This window comes from Rhizobium centroccidentale (assembly GCF_030182565.1).
Classification (GTDB): domain Bacteria; phylum Pseudomonadota; class Alphaproteobacteria; order Rhizobiales; family Rhizobiaceae; genus Rhizobium.
Window position 1 is genome coordinate 33689 of sequence record NZ_JAQJCG010000031.1, and the last position, 22926, is coordinate 56614.

At 60.9% G+C, this 22926-nt stretch carries 25 protein-coding genes and 1 pseudogene; 10 read left to right on the forward strand and 16 right to left on the reverse strand.

Annotated features, from left to right (window positions below):
- The first annotated feature begins 39 nt into the window (after positions 1-39).
- Entirely contained in the window at positions 40-657 is a 618-nt protein-coding gene (locus PH562_RS28265) for a hypothetical protein (protein ID WP_285177039.1), read from the forward strand.
- Here PH562_RS28265 and PH562_RS28270 read toward each other — a convergent pair.
- The 4 genes and pseudogenes from PH562_RS28270 to PH562_RS28285 form a co-directional block, all read right to left on the reverse strand.
- A pseudogene (locus PH562_RS28270) lies at positions 647-1083 on the reverse strand (GNAT family N-acetyltransferase). The gene PH562_RS28265 and the pseudogene PH562_RS28270 sit on opposite strands and share 11 nt — an antisense overlap.
- Before the next feature lie 13 nt (positions 1084-1096).
- On the reverse strand, positions 1097-2047 hold the full coding sequence (locus tag PH562_RS28275; protein WP_285177040.1) for an aldo/keto reductase: 951 nt from the start codon (positions 2045-2047) through the stop codon (positions 1097-1099).
- A gap of 104 nt (positions 2048-2151) precedes the next feature.
- Positions 2152-3150 (reverse strand): GlxA family transcriptional regulator, encoded by a 999-nt coding sequence (locus PH562_RS28280; RefSeq protein ID WP_285177041.1) that lies wholly within the window; start codon positions 3148-3150, stop codon positions 2152-2154.
- On the reverse strand, positions 3147-3716 hold the full coding sequence (locus tag PH562_RS28285) for an isochorismatase family protein (RefSeq protein ID WP_285177042.1): 570 nt from the start codon (positions 3714-3716) through the stop codon (positions 3147-3149). Before PH562_RS28285 ends, PH562_RS28280 begins: the two co-directional genes overlap by 4 nt.
- Positions 3717-4030: 314 nt before the next feature.
- Between PH562_RS28285 and PH562_RS28290 the strand changes: the two genes are divergently transcribed.
- Positions 4031-5017, forward strand: coding sequence for a Gfo/Idh/MocA family protein (locus tag PH562_RS28290; protein WP_285177044.1), 987 nt, complete (start codon positions 4031-4033; stop codon positions 5015-5017).
- Between the two features lie 61 nt (positions 5018-5078).
- Here PH562_RS28290 and PH562_RS28295 read toward each other — a convergent pair whose 3' ends face one another.
- Together PH562_RS28295 and PH562_RS28300 are read right to left on the reverse strand one after the other, a co-directional pair.
- Positions 5079-5465, reverse strand: a complete 387-nt coding sequence (locus PH562_RS28295) for a GtrA family protein (RefSeq protein ID WP_285177046.1) — start codon at positions 5463-5465, stop codon at positions 5079-5081.
- Complete coding sequence (locus PH562_RS28300) at positions 5462-6475, reverse strand: glycosyltransferase (RefSeq protein WP_285177048.1); 1014 nt, start codon at positions 6473-6475, stop codon at positions 5462-5464. The genes PH562_RS28295 and PH562_RS28300 overlap by 4 nt, the downstream gene beginning before the upstream one ends.
- Before the next feature lie 237 nt (positions 6476-6712).
- Here PH562_RS28300 and PH562_RS28305 point away from each other — a divergent pair, with 237 nt between their 5' ends.
- Positions 6713-8551, forward strand: a complete 1839-nt coding sequence (locus PH562_RS28305; RefSeq protein ID WP_285177052.1) for a hypothetical protein — start codon at positions 6713-6715, stop codon at positions 8549-8551.
- A gap of 53 nt (positions 8552-8604) precedes the next feature.
- On the opposite strand, the gene PH562_RS28310 is transcribed toward PH562_RS28305, so the two are convergent.
- On the reverse strand, positions 8605-8832 hold the full coding sequence (locus tag PH562_RS28310; RefSeq protein WP_285177053.1) for a homogentisate export protein: 228 nt from the start codon (positions 8830-8832) through the stop codon (positions 8605-8607).
- Positions 8833-9069: 237 nt separating this feature from the next.
- Here PH562_RS28310 and xseA point away from each other — a divergent pair, with 237 nt between their 5' ends.
- A complete protein-coding gene (xseA, locus tag PH562_RS28315) occupies positions 9070-10686 on the forward strand; it encodes an exodeoxyribonuclease VII large subunit (RefSeq protein ID WP_285177055.1) in 1617 nt (538 codons plus the stop codon).
- Positions 10686-11276, forward strand: a complete 591-nt coding sequence (locus PH562_RS28320; RefSeq protein ID WP_285177057.1) for an NAD(P)H-dependent oxidoreductase — start codon at positions 10686-10688, stop codon at positions 11274-11276. The genes xseA and PH562_RS28320 overlap by 1 nt, the downstream gene beginning before the upstream one ends.
- 73 nt (positions 11277-11349) lie before the next feature.
- Here PH562_RS28320 and PH562_RS28325 read toward each other — a convergent pair whose 3' ends face one another.
- The 4 genes from PH562_RS28325 to PH562_RS28340 all read right to left on the reverse strand — a co-directional run bounded on the left by PH562_RS28325 (position 11350) and on the right by PH562_RS28340 (position 13847).
- Positions 11350-12603, reverse strand: coding sequence for an aminopeptidase (locus PH562_RS28325; protein ID WP_285177059.1), 1254 nt, complete (start codon positions 12601-12603; stop codon positions 11350-11352).
- Between the two features lie 93 nt (positions 12604-12696).
- Complete coding sequence (ybaK, locus tag PH562_RS28330; RefSeq protein WP_285177061.1) at positions 12697-13170, reverse strand: Cys-tRNA(Pro) deacylase; 474 nt, start codon at positions 13168-13170, stop codon at positions 12697-12699.
- A 27-nt stretch (positions 13171-13197) separates the two neighbouring features.
- Entirely contained in the window at positions 13198-13425 is a 228-nt protein-coding gene (locus PH562_RS28335) for a toxin-antitoxin system HicB family antitoxin (RefSeq protein WP_285177062.1), read from the reverse strand.
- Between the two features lie 68 nt (positions 13426-13493).
- Positions 13494-13847, reverse strand: a complete 354-nt coding sequence (locus tag PH562_RS28340) for an ArsC family reductase (protein ID WP_285177063.1) — start codon at positions 13845-13847, stop codon at positions 13494-13496.
- A gap of 154 nt (positions 13848-14001) precedes the next feature.
- Here PH562_RS28340 and PH562_RS28345 point away from each other — a divergent pair, with 154 nt between their 5' ends.
- Positions 14002-14523: a MarR family winged helix-turn-helix transcriptional regulator gene (locus PH562_RS28345; RefSeq protein ID WP_285177064.1), complete on the forward strand. Its 522-nt coding sequence runs from the start codon at positions 14002-14004 to the stop codon at positions 14521-14523.
- A gap of 122 nt (positions 14524-14645) precedes the next feature.
- Complete coding sequence (locus PH562_RS28350; RefSeq protein ID WP_285177065.1) at positions 14646-14807, forward strand: hypothetical protein; 162 nt, start codon at positions 14646-14648, stop codon at positions 14805-14807.
- 6 nt (positions 14808-14813) lie between these two features.
- On the opposite strand, the gene PH562_RS28355 is transcribed toward PH562_RS28350, so the two are convergent.
- From PH562_RS28355 to PH562_RS28365, 3 genes are all read right to left on the reverse strand, one after another.
- The gene (locus PH562_RS28355; protein ID WP_285177066.1) at positions 14814-15875 is read right to left on the reverse strand and encodes a M14 family metallopeptidase; all 1062 of its coding nucleotides are present in this window, start codon (positions 15873-15875) and stop codon (positions 14814-14816) included.
- Positions 15876-15993: 118 nt separating this feature from the next.
- Entirely contained in the window at positions 15994-17175 is a 1182-nt protein-coding gene (locus tag PH562_RS28360; RefSeq protein WP_285177067.1) for an MFS transporter, read from the reverse strand.
- 266 nt (positions 17176-17441) lie between these two features.
- Positions 17442-18416, reverse strand: coding sequence for a quinone oxidoreductase family protein (locus PH562_RS28365; RefSeq protein WP_285177069.1), 975 nt, complete (start codon positions 18414-18416; stop codon positions 17442-17444).
- 57 nt (positions 18417-18473) lie between these two features.
- On the opposite strand from PH562_RS28365, the gene PH562_RS28370 reads away from it, so the two are divergent.
- Positions 18474-19388: a LysR family transcriptional regulator gene (locus PH562_RS28370; RefSeq protein ID WP_285177071.1), complete on the forward strand. Its 915-nt coding sequence runs from the start codon at positions 18474-18476 to the stop codon at positions 19386-19388.
- An 89-nt stretch (positions 19389-19477) separates the two neighbouring features.
- Positions 19478-21121 carry a SulP family inorganic anion transporter gene (locus PH562_RS28375; protein ID WP_285177072.1) on the forward strand — a complete coding sequence of 548 codons (1644 nt, stop codon included), beginning with the start codon at positions 19478-19480 and terminating at the stop codon, positions 21119-21121.
- 22 nt (positions 21122-21143) lie between these two features.
- Here PH562_RS28375 and PH562_RS28380 read toward each other — a convergent pair whose 3' ends face one another.
- On the reverse strand, positions 21144-21755 hold the full coding sequence (locus tag PH562_RS28380; protein WP_285177073.1) for a 2'-5' RNA ligase family protein: 612 nt from the start codon (positions 21753-21755) through the stop codon (positions 21144-21146).
- A gap of 159 nt (positions 21756-21914) precedes the next feature.
- Positions 21915-22229 carry a hypothetical protein gene (locus tag PH562_RS28385; RefSeq protein ID WP_285177074.1) on the reverse strand — a complete coding sequence of 105 codons (315 nt, stop codon included), beginning with the start codon at positions 22227-22229 and terminating at the stop codon, positions 21915-21917.
- A gap of 13 nt (positions 22230-22242) precedes the next feature.
- On the opposite strand from PH562_RS28385, the gene PH562_RS28390 reads away from it, so the two are divergent.
- A complete protein-coding gene (locus PH562_RS28390; protein ID WP_285177076.1) occupies positions 22243-22806 on the forward strand; it encodes a methylated-DNA--[protein]-cysteine S-methyltransferase in 564 nt (187 codons plus the stop codon).
- Positions 22807-22926: the final 120 nt, after the last annotated feature.

Sequence of the window (22926 nt, forward strand, 5' to 3'; positions counted from 1 at the left end):
TCTCGACTGATCGAATGGTTTCAGGAAGGGATAGCAGCGATGAGAAAACCGGGATCGATGAAAGGGCTTGAGGAGCTCGGTCGCGTCAGGCTGTCGAAGAACTTCTTCTTTCGTGATTTCCTGCATTCGGAAATTGCTGATTTCTATCGCATACCCAATATTCCGGAAGACCCGGATCTGGCGATCGAGACGGGACGCAGGCTCTGTGAGGAATTGCTGGAGCCGCTGGAGGCGACATTTGGCCGGCTACATATCCGTTCCGGCTATCGCTCGCCCGAGGTCAACGCCTTCGGCAACAAGAATGGGCTGAACTGCTCGACCAATCCCCACACCGCCGCGCACCACATATGGGATATGCGCGATCTCGACGGTTGCATGGGAGCTGCCGTCTGCATCGTCGTGCCTTGGCTGATCGATCATCACAGCCATGAGGGCGATTGGCAGAAGCTCGCCTGGTGGATCCACGACCATCTGCCCTATGCCTCGCTCTGCTTCTTCCCGAAGCTATGGGCCTTCAACATCCAATGGCACGAGCGACCGATGCGGACCATCCAGAGCTATGTCAGCCCGCGTGGCATGCTGACCAAGCCCGGCATGGCCAACTGGGAGGGGGATCATTCCGCCCATTATGAGGGCTTTCCGAAACTCAAAAGCTGATGCGGTAGCGAATATGCCCGTCGCTCTTGACGTAGCTGTCATAGAGCTTGCGGGCGGTCGCGTTGCCTTCTTCCGTATGCCAGTAAAGGCGAGCCCAGCCGTTCTTCTTGCAGATCTCAACGAGATCATCGAGCAGCGCTCGGCCGACGCCGCGGGCGCTTTCATCGACGAACAGGTCTTCGAGATAGCAGTCGGGTGCACGCACCCATGTGCCCTCATGCGTGAGGCTGAGGGTGAAGCCTTCACCTCGCCATCGACCTCGGCGACGCGCATGAAGATCGCCGACGCCGGATCGAAAACCCGGCGCCAGGTCGCATCGGTGATATCAGGCGCGACGGTGACGCCGTAGAAGGCCAGATAGCCATCCCATAGCGCGCGCCAGCGCGCTTCATCGTCGGGTCTGGCGTCTCGGATCGTCACGGTCATCGGGTTGCCTCTTTTATTCGCCGGCTGCATCGAGCAGGCGCATGGCGTCATCGGAAAGCGAAAGCTTTGCCGAATTGATGAGTGCGTCAAGCTGGCTGAGGCTGGTCGCGCTGGCGATCGGGGCGGTGACGCCGCGTTTGCGCAAGAGCCAGGCAAGCGCGATCTCGGCGGGCTTCGCGCCGGTTTCGGCCGCGACCTTGTCGAGCGCCGCGAGGATGCGTAGGCCTTTGTCGTCGAGATAGGCCGCAACCCGGTTCTCGCGCGCCCGTCCTTCCGTATCGGCCTTGGTGCGGTATTTGCCGGTCAGGAAGCCGGCGGCGAGGCTGAAATAGGTGATGACGCCGATGTCTTCCTTGACGCAGAGATCCGCAAGCGGCCCTTCGAAGCTGTCGCGGGCATAGAGGTTATATTCGGGCTGCAGCACGTCGTAGCGCGGCAGGCCAGCCTTTGCCGCAGCATCGAGCGAAGCCTGGAGCTGCGTCGCATCGAGGTTTGAGCAGCCGACATGGCGGATCTTGCCCTGTTCCTTCAGCTTGGCATAGGCGGCGAGCGATTCCTCATGCGGCGTCTCGGGGTCTGGCCAGTGCGACAGATAAAGGTCGATGTGATCGGTCTGCAGCCGCTTCAGCGAAGCCTCGGCCGCCTCGATGATGTAGCCGGCCTTGAGGCCTTTCTTGCCCGGTCCCATCTCCGATCCCACCTTGGTGATGATGATGGCCTTGTCGCGTGAAACGCGGCCCTGCTTCAGCCACTTGCCGATGATCTCCTCGGAATCGCCGCCCCTGTTGCCGGGAACCCAGCGGGAATAGACATCGGCCGTGTCGATCGTGTTGAAGCCGGCATCGAAGAAGGCGTCGAGCAGTGCGTAGGAGGTTTTCTCATCGGCCGTCCAGCCGAAGACATTGCCGCCGAAAACGATGGGGGCGACAAACAGATCGGTTCGTCCAAGCTTGCGCGTGTCCATGCTATTTCTCCAGGTCATCTGAAAGGTAAACCGGCGAGCGGACGCCGGAGGAAGGGACAAGGCAGGCTATCGGCCTTTCGCGGCGAAGACCACACACAATTTCTTTATTCCGTCGTCGAGCGCCGATAGTGGCTGGGCGGCAGTGCGTTATATTTCGACCAGACGCGTCGCATATGCCGCGGCGAGGCGAAGCCGGATTTTTCCGCCACGCGCTCCATATCCAGCCGCGAATTGGCAAGCACGTCGCGCGCCAGCGTGACGCGCATGAGGTTGACATAGGCCGTCACCGACAGGCCGGCATGTTCCTGAAACAGCCTCGAAATATGCCGTGCGCTCATTGCGCCGATGCCGGCAAGTTCGGAAAGCGACCAGCCACGGGCAGGATCGGCCATGATCGCATCCTGAACGCGATGGATGGCGGGGTGGACGTGGTTGCGGCCGCTGAGCCAGGGCGACAGCTGCGGCTCAGCGCCGGTCCTGCGCATATAGACCACCATGTGCCGGGCAATGGTCAGCGCCGTCACCGGCGAGGTCAGTTTGGAGGCGAGGTGCAGCATCAGGTCGGTGCCTGTCGTGATGCCGGCACTCGAATATCGATCGCGGTCTTCGACGTAGAGCCGGTTGTCGAGAACCCTGGCCGTCGGCGCATAGTGCGTGATTTCGTCGAGGCAGGCGGCGTGGCTGGTGCAGGCATAGCCATCCATCAGTCCGGCGCGGGCTGCGAGCACGGCACCCGAGCAGATGGTGACGAGGGTGATGCCCGGCCGGATCGCACCTCTCAGCCATGCTGCAAGCGTGGCAATCTCCGGTTCGATATCTTCGGCATCGTCGGGCGGCGTGACGCTGCCGGACAGGATGACATAGGCGCCATCGGGAATGTGATCCGGCAACGGCCTGAGATCGGCAAGCGTCAGCCCAACCGAAGTCGTCTGCAACGGCTGGGCAGCGATGAACTGATAATCGAACAGGATCTCGTCCTGTTCGATATTGGCGCGACGCAACACCTCCACAGGCCCCGCCACGTCCATCAGCAGCGTATAGGGCGGCAGAAGCACGTAGACGGGAATGATCCGCCGATGGAGGCGCCGGCCGCTTTGGGTCATGCGGCACTCCGGATCGATGCGTCGGCCAGCGCCTCTTCGACCGTTGCGATACGGGCGAAACGGCCTGATAGCACGAGCTCGCTCCGCTTCTTGATATCATCGACGCTAAAGACCGTGCCCGAGGCATGCGTCATCGGGAAGGTCAGCGTCGCCTCGGTGACATAATCGACCTCATAGCCGAGATCGGAGGCGTGCCGGGTCGTCGTTTCGCAGCATTGCTCGGTACGGATACCCGAAACGATCACCTTGCGGATGCCGTTTGCCACCAGCCAGACGTCGAGGCCAGAGCCGACCAGCGCCGAATGGCGGCGTTTGTGGAAGACGGCATCGGCCTCCAGCGAGATCTCATCGAGCTTGCGAACGAAGCCGCTCTTGAGGCTGAAATGCGCGTCGTTGTCCTCGACATGAAAAATCTGGACGACGGTAATGCCTTTCGCCTTGGCGCCGTCGATCAGCGCCTGCAGGCGGCTGGTGAAAGCTTGCAGATCGTCCGTTCGCCAATAGGGGCGCTGGCGAAAGGATTCCTGGACGTCGATGACGAGCAGTGCGGTATCCGCATGGGACATTTTCGTATCTCCTGTGCTTGAAGGATAGCCGAGATTAGGGGGCACTTGAAACCTTCGAAAGCCATCTGACAGACAGAAAGAGGACAAATACGGACATAGCGTGATGATCCTTATGCCCTCGGGTTCGCGCCTGCGGGCCGTCTCGGGCGTTGCGCCTTCGGCAAGGGCCGAATAAGTTGGCGTCGGTTTCGTCCAGAGCGGAATGCCCTGTTTCGCTTTACCCACCGTGTTCACCAGGATCCCGCCAGAAAGGCCATGTTGCGATCATCGCCATGCGGCCGTCTGTTTCGGGACAATGCTTTAGGAGAGAGATCATGCTGCGCTTCGGAATTCTGTCGACGGCCAAAATCGGCCGCGATCTGGTGGTGCCCGCCATTCAGGATGCGGAAAACTGTGTTGTAACGGCGGTCGCCAGCCGCGATCTCGCCCGTGCTCGGCAGATGGCCGACCGCTTCTCCGTGCCGCATGCCTTCGGCTCCTATGAGGAGATGCTCGCCTCCGACACGATCGATGCTGTCTATATTCCGCTGCCGACCTCGCAACACGTCGAATGGACGATCAAGGCTGCCGATGCCGGCAAGCATGTGCTCTGCGAAAAGCCGATCGCGCTCAAGGCGGATGAGATCGACAGCCTGATCGCTGCGCGCGACCGCAACAAGGTTCTGGTAACGGAAGCCTATATGGTCACCTATGCGCCGGTCTGGCGCAAGGTTCGCTCGCTGCTGGCCGATGGCGCCATCGGTCGCCTGCGCCACATCCAGGGCGCCTTCACCTATTTCAACCGCGATGCCGGCAACATGCGCAATATTCCCGCGCTTGGCGGCGGCGGTCTGCCAGATATCGGTGTCTATCCGACGATCAGCACCCGCTTCGTCACCGGCCGCGAGCCGCAGCGCATTCAGGCTGTCACTGAGCGCGACCCGGAATTCGGCACCGACATCTACTCCAGCGTCAAGGCAGACTTCGGCGACTTCGAACTGACCTTCTACATCTCGACGCAAATGGCCAACCGCCAGGTCATGGTCTTCCATGGCACGGAAGGTTTCATCGAGGTGAAGTCGCCCTTCAATGCCGATCGATATGGTGCTGAAGAGCTGGAACTGACCAATCGCGGCCATTCGGAATCGCAGATTTTCCGCTTCCCCGACAGCCGCCAGTACAAGCGCGAGGCGGAAGCTTTCGCCTCAGCCGCGCTCGGTCAAGGCGCAGAGGTCGTGTCGCTGGAAAGTTCGAAGCTCAACCAGAAGGTCATCGACGCCATCTACCGCGCCAGCGAGAAGGACAGCTGGGAACCGGTCTGAGGGTTTCCTTATTTTCTGACGCAATTCCAGGAAAACCGCTGCACGCTTTTCCTGGATTGCTTCAGGGATTTTGCCGGTGGCGGAAGACGAAGCGCGAATAGCCGAAGAAGCTGAACGCAGTCGCCGCCGCCGATGCAAGCGTCAGCGCGATGATTGGCCGCAATGACGGTTCGGTCATCAGCAGCGAGCTGAAGAGGGCATAGTTCAGCACGGCCGAGGTCAAGCCGACCGAACCGTAGCGAAAGCCCTCCGCCGCAAGCGAGCGGTCGGATCGGCCGAAAGTGAAGTTGCGGTTGAGTATCCACGTGGCAAGCAGCGCGCTCGGGATCGAGATGGCGCGGCCGACGAAGGGGCCGAAAGGCGTGAACCAGAGCAGGAGATGCAGCACGCCGGCATCGACCACGAAGCCGACACCGCCAGCAATCAGGAAGCGAAAAAGCTTCTTCATGCAGCCTTTGCCCTTTTCTTCCGGCTTGTCGGCTTATCAAGCGCAGCCATGTAGACCTTGCGGTCATCGCCGACCTCGCGCGACGACGGCTTGGCCAAGCTCATATAGTGGATGCGCAACTGTTCGGCGCGGGCGCGCGCCACGGAATCGAGGATGATACCGGCCGTGAATAGCATGAAGGCGATCATCGTCAACGCTACGGAAAGCACCCAGGTCGGCATGCGCGTTACCAGCCCGGTTTCGAAATACTCGATGAAGACCGGAATGGAGAAACCAATGCTGAGCTCCATGGCAACGGCGCTCAGGATGCCGAAGAAGGCGAAAGGCCGGGTTTCCTTCATCAGCATGGCGAACATCCAGAGGATCTTGCCACCGTCGCGGAAGGTGGAAAGCTTCGAATGCGAGCCTTCCGGCCGCCGTCCATAATCAAGTTCCAGCTCGCTGACGGGCAGCTTCAGCCTGGAGGCATGCACCGACATTTCCGTCTCGATCTCGAAACCGCCCGACACGGCAGGGAAGCTCTTGACGAAGCGGCGCGAGAAGCAACGATAGCCGGAAAATATATCGGTGAAATCGGCGCCGAAGATGGTGCGATAGAGCCAATTGAAGATGCGATTGCCGAAGGCATGGCCCTGCCGGCCTGCATCGTTGCGAACATTGCGGCGGGTGCCGACCACCATGTCGGATCCTTCCGTCAGCAACGTGCGGATTAGCTCTTCTCCGTCTTCGGGAGCGTAGGTGCCGTCGCCATCGGCCATCAGGTAGATGTCGGCTTCGATATCGGCGAACATGCGGCGCACCACATGTCCCTTGCCTTGCCGACGCTCGCGCACGACGGTCGCGCCAGCAAGCATGGCATGCAGCGCGGTGCCGTCGGTCGAATTATTGTCGTAGACATAGATCGCGGCCTGCGGCAGCGCCTTGCGGAAACCTCGCACGACCTCGCCGATCGTTGCGGCTTCATTGTAGCAGGGCAGGAGGACGGCGATGTTCAGCTTCTCATTCCACATGGTCTTGGCCGGTTGCTGCGCGTGAAGTCAAGTTGAGGCCCGATTGACGATCCGGACGAGAGCTTATCCCGTTGGCTGTTAATAAGACCCTATGGCTGCCTAATAAAAAAGGCGGGATACCGGCGTTGCGAAAAACATTCTCGTGATGAAAGCGACTGAAGGCATCGGCTTTACTTTTTTTTGATCGGCAGCCGTTAGCGTATCACCGACTATCCTTCCAACATGAGGTCTATCGAGATGGCGCAGACGCTGGCATTGCCGACCGAGGCAGCCGGAATGGCAGAGAAGAAAGCGCCGCTACGCTGGTCTCATCCTGCCCTCGTTGCGTTCGTCTATGCCGTCGTCGTCATCGTCGCGCAGCTCATCATTCATCGCAACCTCGCAGACTATGTCGGGCCGGATAACGACGACGCCATGCGTCTCGTCGAAGTGCGCGATTTTCTCGCCGGCCAGGGCTGGTTCGACATGATGCAGTATCGTCTCGGCCTCGAAGGCGGCACACTCATGCATTGGTCGCGCTTCATCGATCTGCCCATCGCAAGCCTCATCCTCTTCTTCCGGATGTTCTTTTCACCCGAAGGCGCCGAGGCGGCGGCACTGACCGTCTGGCCGCTGATGCTTATCCTGCCGCTGATGGTCTTCATGGGCCTTGCAGGCCGCCGCATTGCCGGTCCGCAAGGCATGCATTTTTCATTGATCCTGACAGCGTTCTTCGTGCTGCTTTCGCCGCGTTTCGTGCCGGGATCCATTGATCACGACAATGTTCAGCTTGGCCTCGTCGCCCTTGCCGTCGCCATGTTGGTCGACGAAACCTACAGGCCTCGCAGCTTTGCGATCGCCGCCGTTGCGCTTGCCATCCAGCTCAGTATCGGGGCGGAGACGACGCCCTTTGTTGCCGTCGCCTGCATGTCGGTTGCCTGTTTGTGGGCCTGGAAAGGCGAAGTCTTCGCACCTGCCGCGAAAGTCTTTGCCCTGACGCTGACGGTTGCCGTCAGCGCTGCCTTCTTTTCGCTGGTGCCGCCGCGCTTCTATTCCATGGTCACGTGCGACAATCTTTCGCTGGGCTTTTATGGCATCACCAGCGCCGGCTGCGTCGGGCTTCTCCTGTCGTCTGTCTTTGCCAGCCGTCTCTCCCGGCCCTGGCGCATTGCAATTCTCGCGGTCAACGGTGCATTCGTGTTTGCGACGACTGCAGCACTTGCGCCGCAATGCCTGCGCAATCCGCTTGCCGATTTGGACCCCTTGCTGGTTGATCTGTGGCTCAGCAGAGTGACCGAGGCACAATCGATCTTTTCCGTCGCTCACAGGCAGCCCGATACGCTTGGCGCCTTCTATGCGACAGGCCTCCTGGCGATGCTCATCTGCGCGGTTCGTATCCTGCGGGGCAATCGCGCCAGCCTCCATGCGATGCTGATGGTTCTGATTGCGATCAATTGGATGATTACGCTGGTGCAGGTGCGCGGCGCAGAATTTGCCAACCTTTTGGCCATACCGCCATTGGCATTGGCGATCGCCGAGCTGCGCAAGGACTATATGGCCGATACCAGAAACCTTCGTTCCGTTCTGCTTTATGCAGTGACAATATTGGCTTCCGTTCCGCCTGTTTGGGCTGTGGGCGGTGCGCTTGCAAGCAAGGGGATCCTCAACGGATTTACCGTCGCGACCCCGGCCAAAGCGGAGGAGACTGCCAATTGCGCCTCCAGGGAGGCCTTGGCACCGATTGGGACGCTTGAGCCTGCGGTCGTCGCGGCCGCCTCAAATATGGGCGCGCCGATTTTGCGCTTCACGCCGCACCGCACCCTTTCCGGTCCCTATCATCGCGATCCCGACGGGATGCTGGCCGAGCTGCATATCGGCCTTGCGGACCCGCAACGCGCAGAGGCGCTTCTGCGGGAGGCAAAGGTGACGATTGTCGCCTTCTGCAAGGATGATCCGCAGGTGGAAATCATGAGTGAGCGGGCGCCCAAAGGACTTTATGCGCAGCTCAGCGCCGGGCGTGTACCCGTTTATCTGGAGCCCATTGCAGCGTCGACGGCATCGGATGTGCAGTTCTTTCGGTTCAAGCCACAGAATTGAGTTGGAGCGCTTCAGCTCCTCCTGGATTCTTTGAGCCGCTCCTGACGTTGCTTTTAGGCGCGGCGATGTTCCACCATGTCGATGGTGACGAGATAGCCGATGAAGCCGAGATTGTAGCCGCCAAGCGCGATGAACAGCGTCGTCAGCGGCGGCGGAACGATCGATGTGGCGACGGCGGCCATGAAAGCGATGCTCACGAGTGCCGCGCCGAGCAGCGCGCCGATCGTCGAGCGCTGCAGGCCGGCGGCTATTCCGATGATCGTGGCGGTCGCGAATATCATCGCTCCATGTCCTCTTTACTAAGAATCAGTTTGCACAGGTTTACGCACGGATGGCTAAGAAAGCCTTTGTCAGCAGGGTTAACGCTTGATGAAGCAATAGGCTCCGCGACCTTTGTGAGACATGCAAGGAGGCGGAAGCACCTCAACTATGCACACAATCCCGTCTTTCGATCGATTCAGACTTAAGCGGTATGCAGCAGGCTCCGCATTTGCCGCGACATCGGGTAGAAGGAGGACATGAGCAGCTTTTTTGAGAATGATTCGCCTTCGAACCTGGCGGAATACTCCGTCTCGGAACTATCCGGATCGATCAAGCGCACGGTCGAGAATGCGTTCGACCAGGTGCGCGTGCGCGGGGAAATCTCCGGCTATCGCGGACCGCATTCCTCGGGCCATGCCTATTTTTCGCTGAAGGATGATCGCGCGCGTATCGATGCGGTGATCTGGAAAGGCACATTTTCCAAGCTGAAATTCCGCCCTGAAGAGGGCATGGAAGTCATTGCAACAGGCAAGGTGACGACTTTCCCTGGCTCGTCGAAATATCAGATCGTCATCGAAACCTTGGAGCCCGCCGGTGCCGGTGCCCTGATGGCGCTGCTGGAGGAACGCAAGCGCAAGCTCGGTGCCGAAGGTCTGTTCGACCCCGAGCGCAAGCGCAGGCTGCCCTTCATGCCCAAGGTGATTGGCGTGGTCACCTCGCCGACCGGCGCCGTCATCCGCGATATCCTGCATCGCATCTCCGATCGTTTCCCCGTGCATGTGCTGGTCTGGCCGGTGAAGGTGCAGGGCGAAGGCTCCGGCGACGAAGTGGCGAACGCCATTCGCGGCTTCAACGAATTTGCGCCCGGCGGCCCGATTCCGCGTCCAGACGTGCTGATTGTCGCGCGCGGCGGCGGCAGTCTCGAGGATCTCTGGAGTTTCAACGATGAGGCTGTCGTCCGCGCCGCTGCCGCCAGCGATATCCCTCTGATCTCGGCCGTCGGCCACGAGACCGATTGGACCTTGATCGACTACGCCGCCGACGTGCGCGCTCCGACGCCAACGGGTGCGGCGGAAATGGCCGTGCCGGTGAAGGCTGAGCTGGAAGCGCAGCTTGCAAGCCTCGCTGCCCGGCTGCAGGGCGGGGTAAGCAGGCAGATGGATCAACGCCGACAAGCTGTTCGGGCGCTGCTGCGCGCGCTGCCTTCGCTCGACCAGATCCTGGCTCTGCCGCGTCGCCGCTTCGATGAAGCCGCCGCCGGCCTTGGCCGTGGATTGGAGCTGAACACGCTGAACAAGCGACGCTCCTTCGAGCGCACGGCGTCGCAGCTGCGGCCGGATATCCTGTCGAACCGGATCGCCGAGCGCCGCCAGCAATTGGGCGAACGGATGACCCGCGCCGAGCGGACCATCGAGCGCATGCTCGACCGGTCCCGCGCCCGCATCGAACGGGCTGATGCCGTCTTCGCAACGCTGCCGTCGCGTCTCGAAGCGCAGACTGGCCGCGCGCGCGACCGCCTCGGCAATCTTGTCCGTCACGCCGATACGGCCATCCGCCATCAGCTGACCCGCGCCCGCAGCGAGCTTACGGCGCAGGAGCGCATTCTGCAGTCGCTCTCCTACAAGAATGTTCTGAAACGCGGCTATGCCGTTGTGCGCGACGAGGATGACCGCCCGGTTTCGCTGGCGGCAGCCCTTTCGACGGGTGCCGCGATCTCGATCGAGTTTGCGGACGGCCGCATCGGGGCCGTGACCGGCGATGATGCCTCCCCACCGTCTTCATCCCCTCCGCCGTCAGGCACTGCCCTTTCCAAGAAGCGTGTCACCAAACCGGCAGAGCCTGCCGCTCCACCGAAGCAGGGAAGCCTCTTCTGATGCGCATCCTGCTGGTGCTGGCCCATCCGCTGGAAGACAGTTTTGCCGCCGGCGTGGCCAAGCTCGCGCAGGAAACGCTCGTCGCCGATGGGCACAACGTCGATCTGCTCGATCTCTATCGCGAGGGCTTCGATCCGCGTCTGTCCGAAGCCGAGCGGCGCGGCTATTTCGACCAGCCCTACGATACCTCCGGCGTCGATGTCATCGTCGCACGGCTGCGTCAGGCGGAGGGACTGATCCTCGTCTTTCCGCAATGGTGGTTCAATTTTCCGGCGATCCTCAAGGGCTTCTTCGATCGCGCCTTTGCGCCTGGTGTCGCCTTCACCCACGATGCCGCCGGCGGGCGTATCGTGCCGAAGCTCACCAATATCCGCCTGTTCTGGGCGCTGACGACGACCGGCTCGCCTTGGTGGATCGTGCATCTCTACATGGGCAATCCGGTGCGGCGCCTATTGAAGCGCGGCATCGCCGCCTTCTGCGCCAAGCGGCTGAATTTTCGCATGCTGGCGCTCCACGACATGGACCGTGTGACCGAAGCCGGACGCAAGGCGCATCTCGAACGCGTCAGGCGAGCGCTGTCGACGATTTGATCTCACGATTTCCGAAAAAATATGCCGCGGCAGAGATACCGCGGCATGATCGCATTCGAATATCTGAACTTGGTTATGCCCACTCGCCCTTGCGCATAACCGGCACGCGCGAGCCATCGGCATTGATACCGTCGATATCGACCTTGTCGGAGCCGATCATCCAGTCGATATGGATCAGGCTGGAATTGCCGCCCTGCGCCTTGATCTGTTCCTGGCTGAGCGTGGCGCCATCGATGAAGCACTTGGAATAGCACTGGCCGAGCGCGATGTGGCAGGAGGCATTTTCGTCGAAGAGCGTGTTGTAGAACAGGATACCGCTTGCCGATATCGGCGAGGAATGCGGCACCAGCGCCACTTCGCCGAGCCGGCGAGCGCCTTCGTCGGTGTCGAGCACCTTGTTCAGCACTTCCTCGCCGCGCGTTGCCTTGGCCTCGATGATCCGGCCGCCTTCGAAGCGTACCTGGATATTGTCGATGAGGGTGCCCTGATGCGACAGCGGCTTGGTGGAGGAAACATGGCCTTCGACGCGCAGCGCATGCGGCGTGGTGAAGACCTCTTCCGTCGGAATGTTCGGGTTGCAGGTGATGCCGTTCTTGGCGGTGGAAGCGCCACCATGCCATTCATGGCCATCCGCCAAGCCCACGGTTAGGTCCGTGCCCGGCCCCTGGAAATGCAGAGCGGAAAAACGCTGGCCGTTCATCCAGGCCGAGCGCTTATGCAGATTGGCATTGTGCTCGGCCCAGGCCGCGATCGGATCTTCGACATCGACGCGCGAAGCCGAGAAGATCGCCTTGGCGAGCTTGGCAACCGCGATCGCTTCCGGGTCGTTCGGGAAGACGAGTTTTGCCCAGGAGGGGTTCGGGTAGGAGACGATGTTCCAGTTGGTGTCGAAATTAGAGATCTTTTCGAGCGCCGGCTTATAGGCGGCAGAATTGGCGCGGTTGGCGCGCGCGACCTTGTTGGGGTCTTGGTTGGACAGCAGCATCGGGTTGTCGCCGGAAATGGCGAGGCGCGCCGTGTTGTTCGAGAAGGCCTTGGCCATGCCCTCATAGAGCCATGTAGCGGCGCGGTCGAAGCTCGCATCCTGGCCGTATTCGTAGCGGGCGAGCGTCGTCTCTTCGTCGGAATAGAAGGTCGAGACGAGGCCGGCGCCGGCCTTGTAGGCTTCGCGCGTGATCAGCCGCACCAGCGGCATCGCCGCCACCGGCGCTGTTATCAGCAGATCCTGGCCGGCCTGCAACTGCAACCCGACCCTTACGGCTACTTCCGCAAGCTTTTCCAGCTTGGCGTGATCGACGGGATGATGGTTGGGGATGGCTGACGTCATGACAAAACCTGCTTGGCTGATATCGAAGATGGTCTGAAGACTTAGACCGGTTTGCGGCGAAATTGAAGGCGCTTTGTCCGATCTTGCAGATCGTCAGGCAATCAGCGGCGCAGCTTTGGCTTTGAGAGCAGCCAAGGCATCCTGAGGGCTAAGGCGCACTTGCAGCCCACGCTGGCCGCCATTGATATAGACATAAGCCTCGGTCATCGCCTGCGCCTCGATCGCCGTCGGAACGATCTTTTTCTGGCCGAAGGGGCTGATGCCGCCGACATGATAGCCCGTCAGGCGCTCGGCATCGGCAGGCTTCATCATGGCAGCAGATTTGCCGCCGAAAGCCGCGGCGAGCTTCTTCATGCTGACTTCGTGATCAGAGGGCACGACGGCACAGACCGGCTTGCCATCCACCTCCGCCATCAGCGTCTTCAGCACGCGATGGGGCTCTTCGCCCAAGGCCTCTGCGGCCTGCAGGCCGACACGCTCCGCATTCGGGTCGTAATCATAGGCATGCACGGTGAAGGCGACCTTCGCCTGGGTCAGCACTTGCGTGGCGCGGGTGGTTTTCGACATGAGGATAATATTTCCAGTCGTACGGCTTTAAGTGCGTTGGGAATGAGCGCGATCGAGCTTTTCGAGAATGTCCAAACCGCGAGTTCTGTCGCCCTTGGCTGCCCTGAGCCGAAACCGCGTCTCGGCATCGAATTCCGTGAGCGCTCTTGTGGTCAGTTCTTCGAAAAGCCTATTGAGACTTGTCCCTCGGGAGGCGGCGAGAGCCTTCAGCCGTTCGTGCTGATCGTTTGGAAGGCGAATTGTCAGCGTGCTCATGTCAAAGCTTCCTCCGAATAAGGAACTCACCTGCTGTATGAACTTCCAGCTGCGGAAACGAGGGGCGATTATGCTTTGCCGAATGCAGCCGCATAAATATCCGGCTTGAAGCCGATCAGCAATTTGCCGTCAGCCTCCAGCACCGGACGCTTGATCATTGAAGGCTGCGCCATCATCAGCTGAATGGCCTTGTCCTTCGAAAGATCGGTGCGTTCCGCTTCCGGCAGCGCCTTGAAGGTGGTGCCGGCGCGGTTGAGCACGACTTCCCAACCGGCTTCCTTCGTCCAGCGCTCCAGATGATCCCGATCAATGCCGACGGCCTTGTAGTCGTGGAAATCATAGGCAATGCCATGGCTTTCGAGCCAGGTGCGGGCCTTCTTCATCGTGTCGCAGTTCTTGATGCCGTAAATCGTAATCGTCATGGCGAATCCGTCTTTTGCTGTCGGATAGCGCATAGCATGCGAATAAAGGCGGATGAAAGCCGCTCGAATGGGGAAGCGGTTCTCTCGCCCGTTGCAGTTGCCAGCAATAATCGCATAAATATGCAGCATGCATATTTATGACGCGGGTTGGAGCATGGCGACGGACAAGGAAATATTGCGGCTGGAAAACCTCTTTGGCGCCATGAGTCTTGCTCTGGTGGATAAGATGGAAAAGGCCTTTGTCGATGAAACCGGCCTTGGTCCAAGCGCGACGGCCGCAATCGTTCAAATCGGGACCGAACCGGGGCTGACGATCGAGACCCTACGCCGAATGATCGCACTTTCCCATTCCGCCACGGTGCGCCTTGTCGACCAACTGGTGGCGTCGGGTCTCGTGCTGCGGGCCGGCGGCGTCGAGGGTGACAAGCGTGCCCGCGCACTGCAATTGACGGAGAACGGCCGCCTGCTCTTTGACAGAAGCCTCTCCGCCCGCCGGGCCGTCATCCATCGGGCTTTTGACGTGTTAGGCCCAGAGGAGAGGGGGCAGTTTGGCCGCTTGGTCGAAAAGCTGCTACCGGCCTTGGTCGATCTCGGCGATGACCAAGACGTGGTCTGCCGCGTTTGCGATCAGGGCGCCTGCGACCAGGATCGCTGCCCGATTGCCTTCATGGCATAGGCCCGGGATAGAGGTCTTGACATCTTCATCATATATATGCACACTACATACATATATTTCGAAGGATGATAGTTGCTGCCTTCGATGATCTGAGCATTGCCTGCATCAATTCGATCGGAGGCATGATCGTGATGGAAAATCGTTCAACTCTTACCCGGCTAATAGGTATCTATCGTGCTGCTCTTGCAAGCACGCTATATCACATTGGCCGCTTCGGCATTCTTCTCAGGGAATCAGCGGCGATCGCCTTCACCATGCGCTGCAAGGTGATCGATCGCCGCTAAAGGAAATCAATCCTCGAGTGTTCCCGGCTTGCGGGCAACGGAGCTTGCTCTGTCCGAACCGATCTTCATAAGATCGCCGCGCCGGCGCACCAGCCGGTCCGATACGCGGGTGACGATCAGACCTGCCTGCGGCGCGCGGATATCGATGGCGCCGTCCGGCATGCCCGGGGCGGTGATGATGGTCGCCAGCAGATCGCCTTCCTCCACCCGTTCGCCGATATTGCGATGGAAGAGCACTGTGCCCGCCTGCGGCGCACGGATCATCTCGACATTGTCGAGCGGCACGGCCGGTCCGCTAAAGGTGCCGGGCGCGACGCTGTCGTCCTGTACCGCGCCGCGCGCGGCCAGGAAGCGCCAGAGCCCTTCGGCATCGTTCTTTGCCATCTCGGGATAGACATCGCGGGTGCCTCGCAATTCCACCGTGACTGAAAGCTTGCCCGGCAGTCTTGCCTTCTTTTCGCCCGGCACTTCGTATTTCCAGGCGAAGCTGACGGCCTCCTCGAAGGCCGAGCTTTCGCCATCCGACAGCAGCACGGCGTCCATCTTGAGTGCCGCGGCAAGATCGGCGGCTTCGGGCCAGAATGCCTCGTCGATATAGGCATATTGCAGGGATTCGTCATCGCAATGGAGGTCGATCACCAGATCGGCACCGAGCGCTATATGGATCAGCTGGCGCTTCAGCCGGTCGACGGCGGGGTAGCGTTCCAGATTTTCGATGAGGAGATCACGGTCGCGAAGCGAGACCAGCGGAAAGTCGCGGTTGAAATTGGTGCGCGAGCCCAGGTCGAAACGGCCCTGCATCTCGCCGAAATGCGATTGTGCTGCGCCGATCGGATTGGCATGCGGCACGACGATGATATCGCTCAGAATGGACCCATCGACTTCCGCTTTCCGAAGCCGCTCGCAAAGGAAATGCACGAGCGCCGTGCCCGGCAGTTCGCCCGCATGCAATGCAGCCTGGATGTAGATCTTCGGCGCGTCGGCACCGTTGCCGGCAAAATGCAGGACGGGCAGCCGCCAGGCGATCCCCGGAGTGTCGCCTTCGATGACGATTTCGGTGACGTTCATGGGCGGGCCTCCTGCTGATGATAGTCAGAGACCCATATCAAGCCTTAACGGCAGACTGCAACCGTTTGTCGCCACATGCCAAAATCAGAACCGGGGACAAATAGCGCCAAAACGGCTTTCAGCGGCCGCTATTCCTGCGCAGGCAGAAGCTCAGGATCAGGCTGAGCAGCACCGCACCGACGCCGAAGGAGAAGGGGGCGGCATAGCCGAAATGATCAGCAAAGAGGCCGGCGATCGGGCCGGTGCTCCCAAGCGACACGTCGAGAAAGATCGAATAGAGCCCGAGCGCGACACCGCGGTTCTGCGGCGGGATGCGCTCCATGGCTTCGTTGCCAAGCGCGGGGAAAACCGCCGCGAAACCGACGCCGGCCAGCGCCGCGCCGATGATGGCAACGGTGGGAGATGGCACAAAGGCAAGCGCCGCCAGGCCGATGATCTCGATAACGAGCGAAATGCGCACCAGCGGCAGGCCGCCGAAGCGTGCGACTGCCTGCGCAAGACCCAGTCGCACACCCATGAAAGCAAGGCCGAAAGCGCTGAGCGCAAAGGATGCGCCTTCCCAGCCGCGGCTATGGAAGAATAGCGCGACGAAGGCCATGACAACGCCGAAGCCGCTGGAGGCAAGCGCGAGCGCGATGCCGTATGGTGCAACGCGGCTCAGCACCTGGCCCGTGCCGATGCCCTTTTCCTTGACGCCCGGCACCGGCGGCCGCGTTTGCGCTAGCATGAAGCCGGCAACCGCAAGGATGATGGTGACGACGCCGATGGCGAAGAAGCCATATTGCCCCTGCAGCCAGGCGCCGAAGGGGGCGGCGAGGGCAATGCCGCCGTAGGTGGCGATGCCGTTCCAGGAGATGATGCGGACGGTTTCACGTGACCCCATCAGGCCGATCGCCCAGGTGATCGCCGCCGTACTCACCCAGCTCTCGCCGATGCCGAGCGCCAGCCGGCCCGCAAGCAGAAGAGCAAGGCTCGCTGCCGGGACTTGGATCGCAAAAGTGGAAGCGATGGTGAGTGCGCCCGACAGACCATAGGCCAGGAAGCCCAGGAAGACCGAACGGCGTGGCCCGTATTGATCGCAGAGCCGGCCGACATGGGCGCGGCTGACGATGGTCGCCACATATTGCGTGCTGACGGCGATGCCGGCCCATACGACGCCGAAGCCGAGGCTGCTGTCGACATAGGTCGGCAGAACCGCAAGCGGCAATCCGATGGCAAGGTAGCCGAAGAATGTCAGCGCGACAATCGAGATGAGGGACAGTGTCGAAGTGGACCGGATGGTCTGGGAAGCAGTGTTCACGGGATATCGCCTGCGGGCACCGGCAGCGGTGTCCATGCTGTTTGCCACGAAGGAGCGGGATTCGTATCGGATAGCAGTGACGGCGAAGGCCTGACAGCCGCGCGTCGCCATAGGGTATGGCTATCGGGGAAAGCAGGCAAGGTCAACGAATTGCTGCCTTGCAGCAAAAGCCATTGACGGGATGAATTGATTGTGCGTGGGGATCGTCCGTGGGGTGTGCCTTTGCCGCAACCCATTCTCCCCGAAGGGAGAATGGGCAAAAGGCATCACATCGTCAGTATGACGCTGGCCGTCGTTCGTCCCGCTTCGAGGTCTGCATGGGCTCTGGCGGCATCCTTCAGCTCGTATTCCGCGCCGATCGGGTTGACGAGCCCGGCCTTCAGCGCCGCCATAAGCGCCATGGAGCCTTGACGATAGAGTTCGGGATCGTTGGCGTAAGCCAATACGCTTGGCCGTGAAAGACCGATGGCGCGAGGTCCTGACAATTCCTCCATCTTGATCGGCGGAATGGGGCCGGCGACCTGTCCGAGGCTGGCGACCATGCCGAAGGGGCGCACCGCAGCAAGCGTCTGCGACAACATGGTGCCGCCGATCCCGTCGACGGCAAGATGCACGCCACGGCCACCGGCGATGCGGCGCGTTTCCTCGACCCAATCCGCCGATGTATGCAGGAGAACCGCGTCCGCGCCCGCTTCATGGGCGATGCCGACCTTGGCTTCGGAACCCACGGTAGCGATGACGTTCGCGCCGATCTTCTTGGCAAGACGCGTGACGAGCTGGCCGAGCCCGCCGGCTCCCGCATGCACCAGCACCCACTCGCCCGCCTTCACGGGATAGGTCTTTTGCAGCACCATCTGCGCCGTCAGTCCGCGCAGCATCGTGCTGCCGGCAACCCGCTCGCTAACACCATCGGGTAATTTCACCAGGCGGCCGGCAGGCAACGTGCGCACCTCGGCATAGCTGCCGATCGGATGGCCGATATAGGCAACGCGGTCGCCCACCTTCAACTCGCCGACATTGGCGCCAAGCGCTTCGATAATGCCTGCGCCCTCGAAACCGAGCACATTGTGACCGGGTTGCAGCGGGTAAAGCCCGGAACGGACATAGATGTCGACGAAGTTGACGCCGGAGACGCTTTGGCGGATTCGTGCCTGGCCGGGGCCGGGTTCGATAGCGGGCAGATCGACGGCTTTCAGGGCTTCGGGACCGCCGGGGCTGGTAATGGCGATTGCTAGGGGCATGGAAAATCTCCTTTCGGGCGATTTTTGATCACAAATCGGCATGGGAATAAATTCGGTATGAACTCACCATATCTGTGCAATAATGCACCGATGATCGACTGGCAGGACCTTCACCATTTCGCCGCTCTCGCTCGAACCGGCTCCCTCTCTGCGGCGGCGCGCGAGTTGGGTGTCGACCACGCAACGGTCGGCAGGCGCATTGCGGCGTTGGAGCGCGCGCTCGATCTTCGTCTCATCGATCGGCGGCCACGCACCTCGCCCTTGACAGCTGATGGCCGCGCCATCGCGGAACTGGTGGCCAGTATGGAGGAAAATGTCGAGGCGATCAGACGTTATTCGAAAAGTGCGGTGTCCGGGGTTTCCGCTGCAGTCAAGGTCAGCGCACCGCCATCGATCGCCGCCCATCTCCTGGCACCGAAAGCCGCGCTGTTTCATACCCATCATCCGAACATCACGCTGACCATTGTCGGCATTGCACGCAGCGTCGCGCTCAATTACGGCGAGGCGGATATCGCCGTGCGCATGACCAGGCCGGAGGAAAGCGATCTCTTGGTACGGCGTATCGGCGCCATGCGCTTCGGTCTCTATGCAATCCCGTCCGTGGCGCAGACACCCGAGAAGGACTGGGTGTTCATCGGCTATGATGCGGTGATGGAGCATCTGACCCAGCAGACCTGGCTTCGCAATCTGCTGAATGGCCGTCCGATCGTCTTCCGTGCCACGGATGTTTTCGGTCAGCTTGAGGCCGCTCGTGCCGGACTTGGAGTCGTGGCGCTTCCGAGATTTCTGGGCGATCGCGAGGCAGGATTGGTGCGCCTGCCGACGGAGATCCGGTCGCCGACGCGCGACCTCTGGCTCGTCACCTATCCCGATCTGCGCCGCTCGCCGGCCATCCGGGCGGTTATGGACTTCGTTGCGGATGTCGTCGGTCAAAGCTGCCCGTTACGGGGCGCCGTGGATAGCGCCGCATAAGCCCAAATTCCAACTCGCATTTTTCTGTTGCGGCCCTAGGGCGAATCTCTATCCATGGATGGATGGGCCACACTTACGGTCGGTGATCGATGACGAAGCTGGGCAGTTGGTTCGTGGTAGACAGGGCGGATCTGGTCGCCGGCATCTCGGTTGCCGGACTGATGCTACCGGAAGCGGTCGCTTACGCCGGCATCGCCGGCCTGCCGCCGCATCGTGCGATCCTCGCCGGCATCGCCGGATGTCTCGTCTATGCCATATTCGGCCGCAGCCGCTTTGCCATCGTTTCTCCCACATCCTCGTCCGCCGCCATTCTGGCCGCCACCTTGGCGGTGGTGCCGGGTGATGCCACGGTCAAGGCGGCTCTTGCGACGGTTGCCGTGGCGCTCGCCGGCATTCTCTTCGTCATCGCCGGTACCTTGCGCCTTGGCGGCATCACCGGTTTCATCTCGCGGCCCGTCCTGCGCGGCTTCGCGCTCGGGCTGGCGATCACCATCATCCTGCATCAGCTGCCGATCCTCGTCGGCGTGCCCGTGCAGGGCTCGAATATCCTGACCTACGCCGCCGCACTCTTCGGCGCTATCCTCCAGTGGAATCCGATTAGCGTCGCCGTCGGCATCGTCGCGCTGGCGGCATTGCTGCTCTTGAAGCGATTGCCGGGCATTCCCGGCGCTTTCCTCGTGCTCGCCGCAGGCATCTTCGCCTCCTATCTGTTCGGCCTGGAAGGCCATGGCGTCAAGCTGGTCGGCCCCATTGAGATCCTGCCGCAATGGCCGTCGCTGCCGGATGCCGGTTGGGCCGCCTATTCGCGGCTGGTGCAGTTCACCGTGCCGCTGGTCCTTATCCTCTTTGCCGAGTCCTGGGGAACGATGCGGGCCTTAGCACTTCGGTATGGCGAGACGCTGGAGGTCAATCGCGAGCTTGGTGCGCTGGGCGCTGCCAATCTCGCCAGCGCCGTCGTTCAGGGCATGCCGGTTGGCGCAGGTTTTTCCGCCGGCTTCGCCAGCGAGGCGGCGGGAGCTAAGACGCGGGCGACGACCGTTTTCGCTGCAATCGGCCTGGCGATCCTGATTGCCTGTGCCGGACCGCTGGTGGCGCTTCTGCCGGAACCGGTGCTGGCCGCCGTCGTGATCGCGGCTCTGACCCATGCGCTTGACCCCAGTCCCATCCTGCGGCTGCGCCGCCTGCATCGTGATTTCTACGTGGCAGTGGGTGCCGCCGTCGGTGTGCTCGCCTTCGGCGTCCTCAATGGCATGCTGCTGGCGATCGCGCTCTCGCTTGCCGCCATGATGCATCGCTTGGCATCCCCGTATATTGCCCGTCTGGGACGGCTCAACAACAGCCATGACTTCGTCGATGTCAGCAGGCATGACGATGCCGCCGAGATACCGGGCATTGTCATCTGGCGCCCCGGCGAAACCCTGTTTTTCGGCAATGCCGATACGATCTTCGGCGAGATATTGTCCGGCAGCCGCAGTGAAGCCGGGTTGCAGGCAGCCATTCTCAGCCTGGAAGAAAGCTCCGATATCGACAGCACGGCGATGGACGCCTTGATGGAGTTCGACAGCGCAATGCAGCGAGCCGGCCTCCGCCTGCAGTTTGCCCGGGTGCATGACCGCGTTCGCGATCTCATGACGGTCGCCGGCATTGCCGACGTCGACAAGCGGTGCAGCTTCAGCGTCGATGATGCCGTGGCGGCTGTGATGGCGACAGTTGAAGCTGTTCCGAAACCGTAAGCGCCAGACTTAGAACCCGGATTTAGAACAATGGCCAATGCCAGACATGGCCATGTTCGCCGTCACCTTGAAAGCTGTTGACCAGCGTGAACGTTTTGACCGTCCAAGCGATCGGCGCTTCCAAAATCACTTCGGGAAGAATGTGGTTGCAATAAAATAGCGTCATGTGGGGTTGGAACGACCCAGATATGCTGCTTTCAAAGCCCATGCTTTGCATTGCCGCATCCAGTTCCCGACGAAGTGTCGTTAGCCCTTCGTTTCCATCCCTGCACCAGAGCACATATTGACGGTTGTTGCCGTTGCCGAATGTGCCTGCCCGATCGAATATCAAGGGAAACGATTTTAAGCAGATGGTTGAGCCGGCCTCCAACGCAGCGAAGGTGGCTTCCTCCTGTGAGCGAGCGACGATGTCGATGGGATAGACGGTGGCATGATAAAGATCATGCTTTCTCGCTGTGCGTATCAACCCGTTTCGCCGACTTTGGCCGACGGTCATTTCAGCAGTCAATTTAGCGGTTTCCGGGTCCGGTAAAGCGGCAAAGTAGAGTGCTTGCCGGCGCTTTGGCGGGCTTTTGCCCGCGCGACTAATGGGCGGTTTGCCGAGATTGAATGACAACTGATCGGCGTGCTGCATGGCTTCATTCAAAGCCGGTGTGGCTCTGCCTCCTTTTGTTTTCCGATCTCCAAAGCATATGCCTCAACGGCCACGATTTCAAGAACAAAACAAGAACATTAAGAGTGACGACATCCCTCGTTTCAAAAAGCGATCGAATAAAAGGACAGCCTGATCTGTTCATTCCAGGTTCGGGCCTGCGTGCCCAATCTCACCCAAAGGAACCACGATCATGTTCACCAGATCAGTCTTTGCGGCCGTTATTTTCGCCCTCATAGGGCTCGGCATTTCCGCTTGCTCCACATCGGGAGACCACAATTCCGGCGGCGGCATGACGCTGGACGCGCCTCCGACTGGCGGCGGATATTGATCCTGTTCTGTCAATCGCCCTGAATCCATTCGGCCGCCGTCAAAACGGTGGCAATTGTCGATCTTTGCAAGAATCGGGTTGAATTCGGCGCTCCCGAGGACGATTTTCATGACAAGTGGAAACACGGGAGCTTTCGTCATGAACGAGACAAGGCAGAATTACCTGATCTTCGAAACCGCCGGCGGCTTCTGCGGCATCGCCTGGAATGATGTCGGCGTGCTGCGTTTTCAATTGCCGACCAAGGATGCTGGCGCGACAGAACGCCTGCTTCTGCGGCGTTTGCCAAACGCGCAGCCCGGCACGCCGAGCGCGGAGATTGCGGGCGTGGTCGCCAAGGTGAAGCGCTATTTTGCCGGCGAGGAGATCGACTTTTCCGACGTCGCGCTCGACCTCGGCGAGCAGGATGCTTTCTTCAAGCAGATCTACGATGCCGCCCGGCAGGTCGGCTGGGGTCACACGACAACCTATGGAAGCTTGGCCAAGCAGCTTGGCGCAGGACCGGAAGCTGCGCGCGATGTCGGGCAGGCCATGGCGAAGAACCCGGTGGCGCTGATCATCCCCTGCCACCGCGTCCTGGCCGCGGGCGGAAAGATCGGCGGCTTTTCCGCGCCGGGCGGCTCCAACTCCAAGGCTCGCATGCTGGAGCTGGAAGGTGTCCAGCTGGCGCCGCCGAAACCGGTGCAGCAATCGCTGGCGTTTTGAGCCAGACGATCGGGTGTGCGGCTAGGAGACCTGTGCGCGGGTAGGCTTTCTGCTTGAATTTGCTGTATTTCCTCGGATGGGAAGCGTATCGCAGGCGTCGGCATACGCGGCTTGGAACAC

Bases quoted from the DNA above. Each gene is read 5' to 3' on its own strand.
- PH562_RS28265 (WP_285177039.1), top strand. From the start codon at position 40: ATGAGAAAACCGGGATCGATGAAAGGGCTTGAGGAGCTCGGTCGCGTC.
- PH562_RS28275 (WP_285177040.1), bottom strand. From the start codon at position 2,047: ATGGACACGCGCAAGCTTGGACGAACCGATCTGTTTGTCGCCCCCATC.
- PH562_RS28280 (WP_285177041.1), bottom strand. From the start codon at position 3,150: ATGACCCAAAGCGGCCGGCGCCTCCATCGGCGGATCATTCCCGTCTAC.
- PH562_RS28285 (WP_285177042.1), bottom strand. From the start codon at position 3,716: ATGTCCCATGCGGATACCGCACTGCTCGTCATCGACGTCCAGGAATCC.
- PH562_RS28290 (WP_285177044.1), top strand. From the start codon at position 4,031: ATGCTGCGCTTCGGAATTCTGTCGACGGCCAAAATCGGCCGCGATCTG.
- PH562_RS28295 (WP_285177046.1), bottom strand. From the start codon at position 5,465: ATGAAGAAGCTTTTTCGCTTCCTGATTGCTGGCGGTGTCGGCTTCGTG.
- PH562_RS28300 (WP_285177048.1), bottom strand. From the start codon at position 6,475: ATGTGGAATGAGAAGCTGAACATCGCCGTCCTCCTGCCCTGCTACAAT.
- PH562_RS28305 (WP_285177052.1), top strand. From the start codon at position 6,713: ATGGCGCAGACGCTGGCATTGCCGACCGAGGCAGCCGGAATGGCAGAG.
- PH562_RS28310 (WP_285177053.1), bottom strand. From the start codon at position 8,832: ATGATATTCGCGACCGCCACGATCATCGGAATAGCCGCCGGCCTGCAG.
- xseA (WP_285177055.1), top strand. From the start codon at position 9,070: ATGAGCAGCTTTTTTGAGAATGATTCGCCTTCGAACCTGGCGGAATAC.
- PH562_RS28320 (WP_285177057.1), top strand. From the start codon at position 10,686: ATGCGCATCCTGCTGGTGCTGGCCCATCCGCTGGAAGACAGTTTTGCC.
- PH562_RS28325 (WP_285177059.1), bottom strand. From the start codon at position 12,603: ATGACGTCAGCCATCCCCAACCATCATCCCGTCGATCACGCCAAGCTG.
- ybaK (WP_285177061.1), bottom strand. From the start codon at position 13,170: ATGTCGAAAACCACCCGCGCCACGCAAGTGCTGACCCAGGCGAAGGTC.
- PH562_RS28335 (WP_285177062.1), bottom strand. From the start codon at position 13,425: ATGAGCACGCTGACAATTCGCCTTCCAAACGATCAGCACGAACGGCTG.
- PH562_RS28340 (WP_285177063.1), bottom strand. From the start codon at position 13,847: ATGACGATTACGATTTACGGCATCAAGAACTGCGACACGATGAAGAAG.
- PH562_RS28345 (WP_285177064.1), top strand. From the start codon at position 14,002: ATGGCGACGGACAAGGAAATATTGCGGCTGGAAAACCTCTTTGGCGCC.
- PH562_RS28350 (WP_285177065.1), top strand. From the start codon at position 14,646: ATGATCGTGATGGAAAATCGTTCAACTCTTACCCGGCTAATAGGTATC.
- PH562_RS28355 (WP_285177066.1), bottom strand. From the start codon at position 15,875: ATGAACGTCACCGAAATCGTCATCGAAGGCGACACTCCGGGGATCGCC.
- PH562_RS28365 (WP_285177069.1), bottom strand. From the start codon at position 18,416: ATGCCCCTAGCAATCGCCATTACCAGCCCCGGCGGTCCCGAAGCCCTG.
- PH562_RS28370 (WP_285177071.1), top strand. From the start codon at position 18,474: ATGAACTCACCATATCTGTGCAATAATGCACCGATGATCGACTGGCAG.
- PH562_RS28375 (WP_285177072.1), top strand. From the start codon at position 19,478: ATGACGAAGCTGGGCAGTTGGTTCGTGGTAGACAGGGCGGATCTGGTC.
- PH562_RS28380 (WP_285177073.1), bottom strand. From the start codon at position 21,755: ATGCAGCACGCCGATCAGTTGTCATTCAATCTCGGCAAACCGCCCATT.
- PH562_RS28390 (WP_285177076.1), top strand. From the start codon at position 22,243: ATGAACGAGACAAGGCAGAATTACCTGATCTTCGAAACCGCCGGCGGC.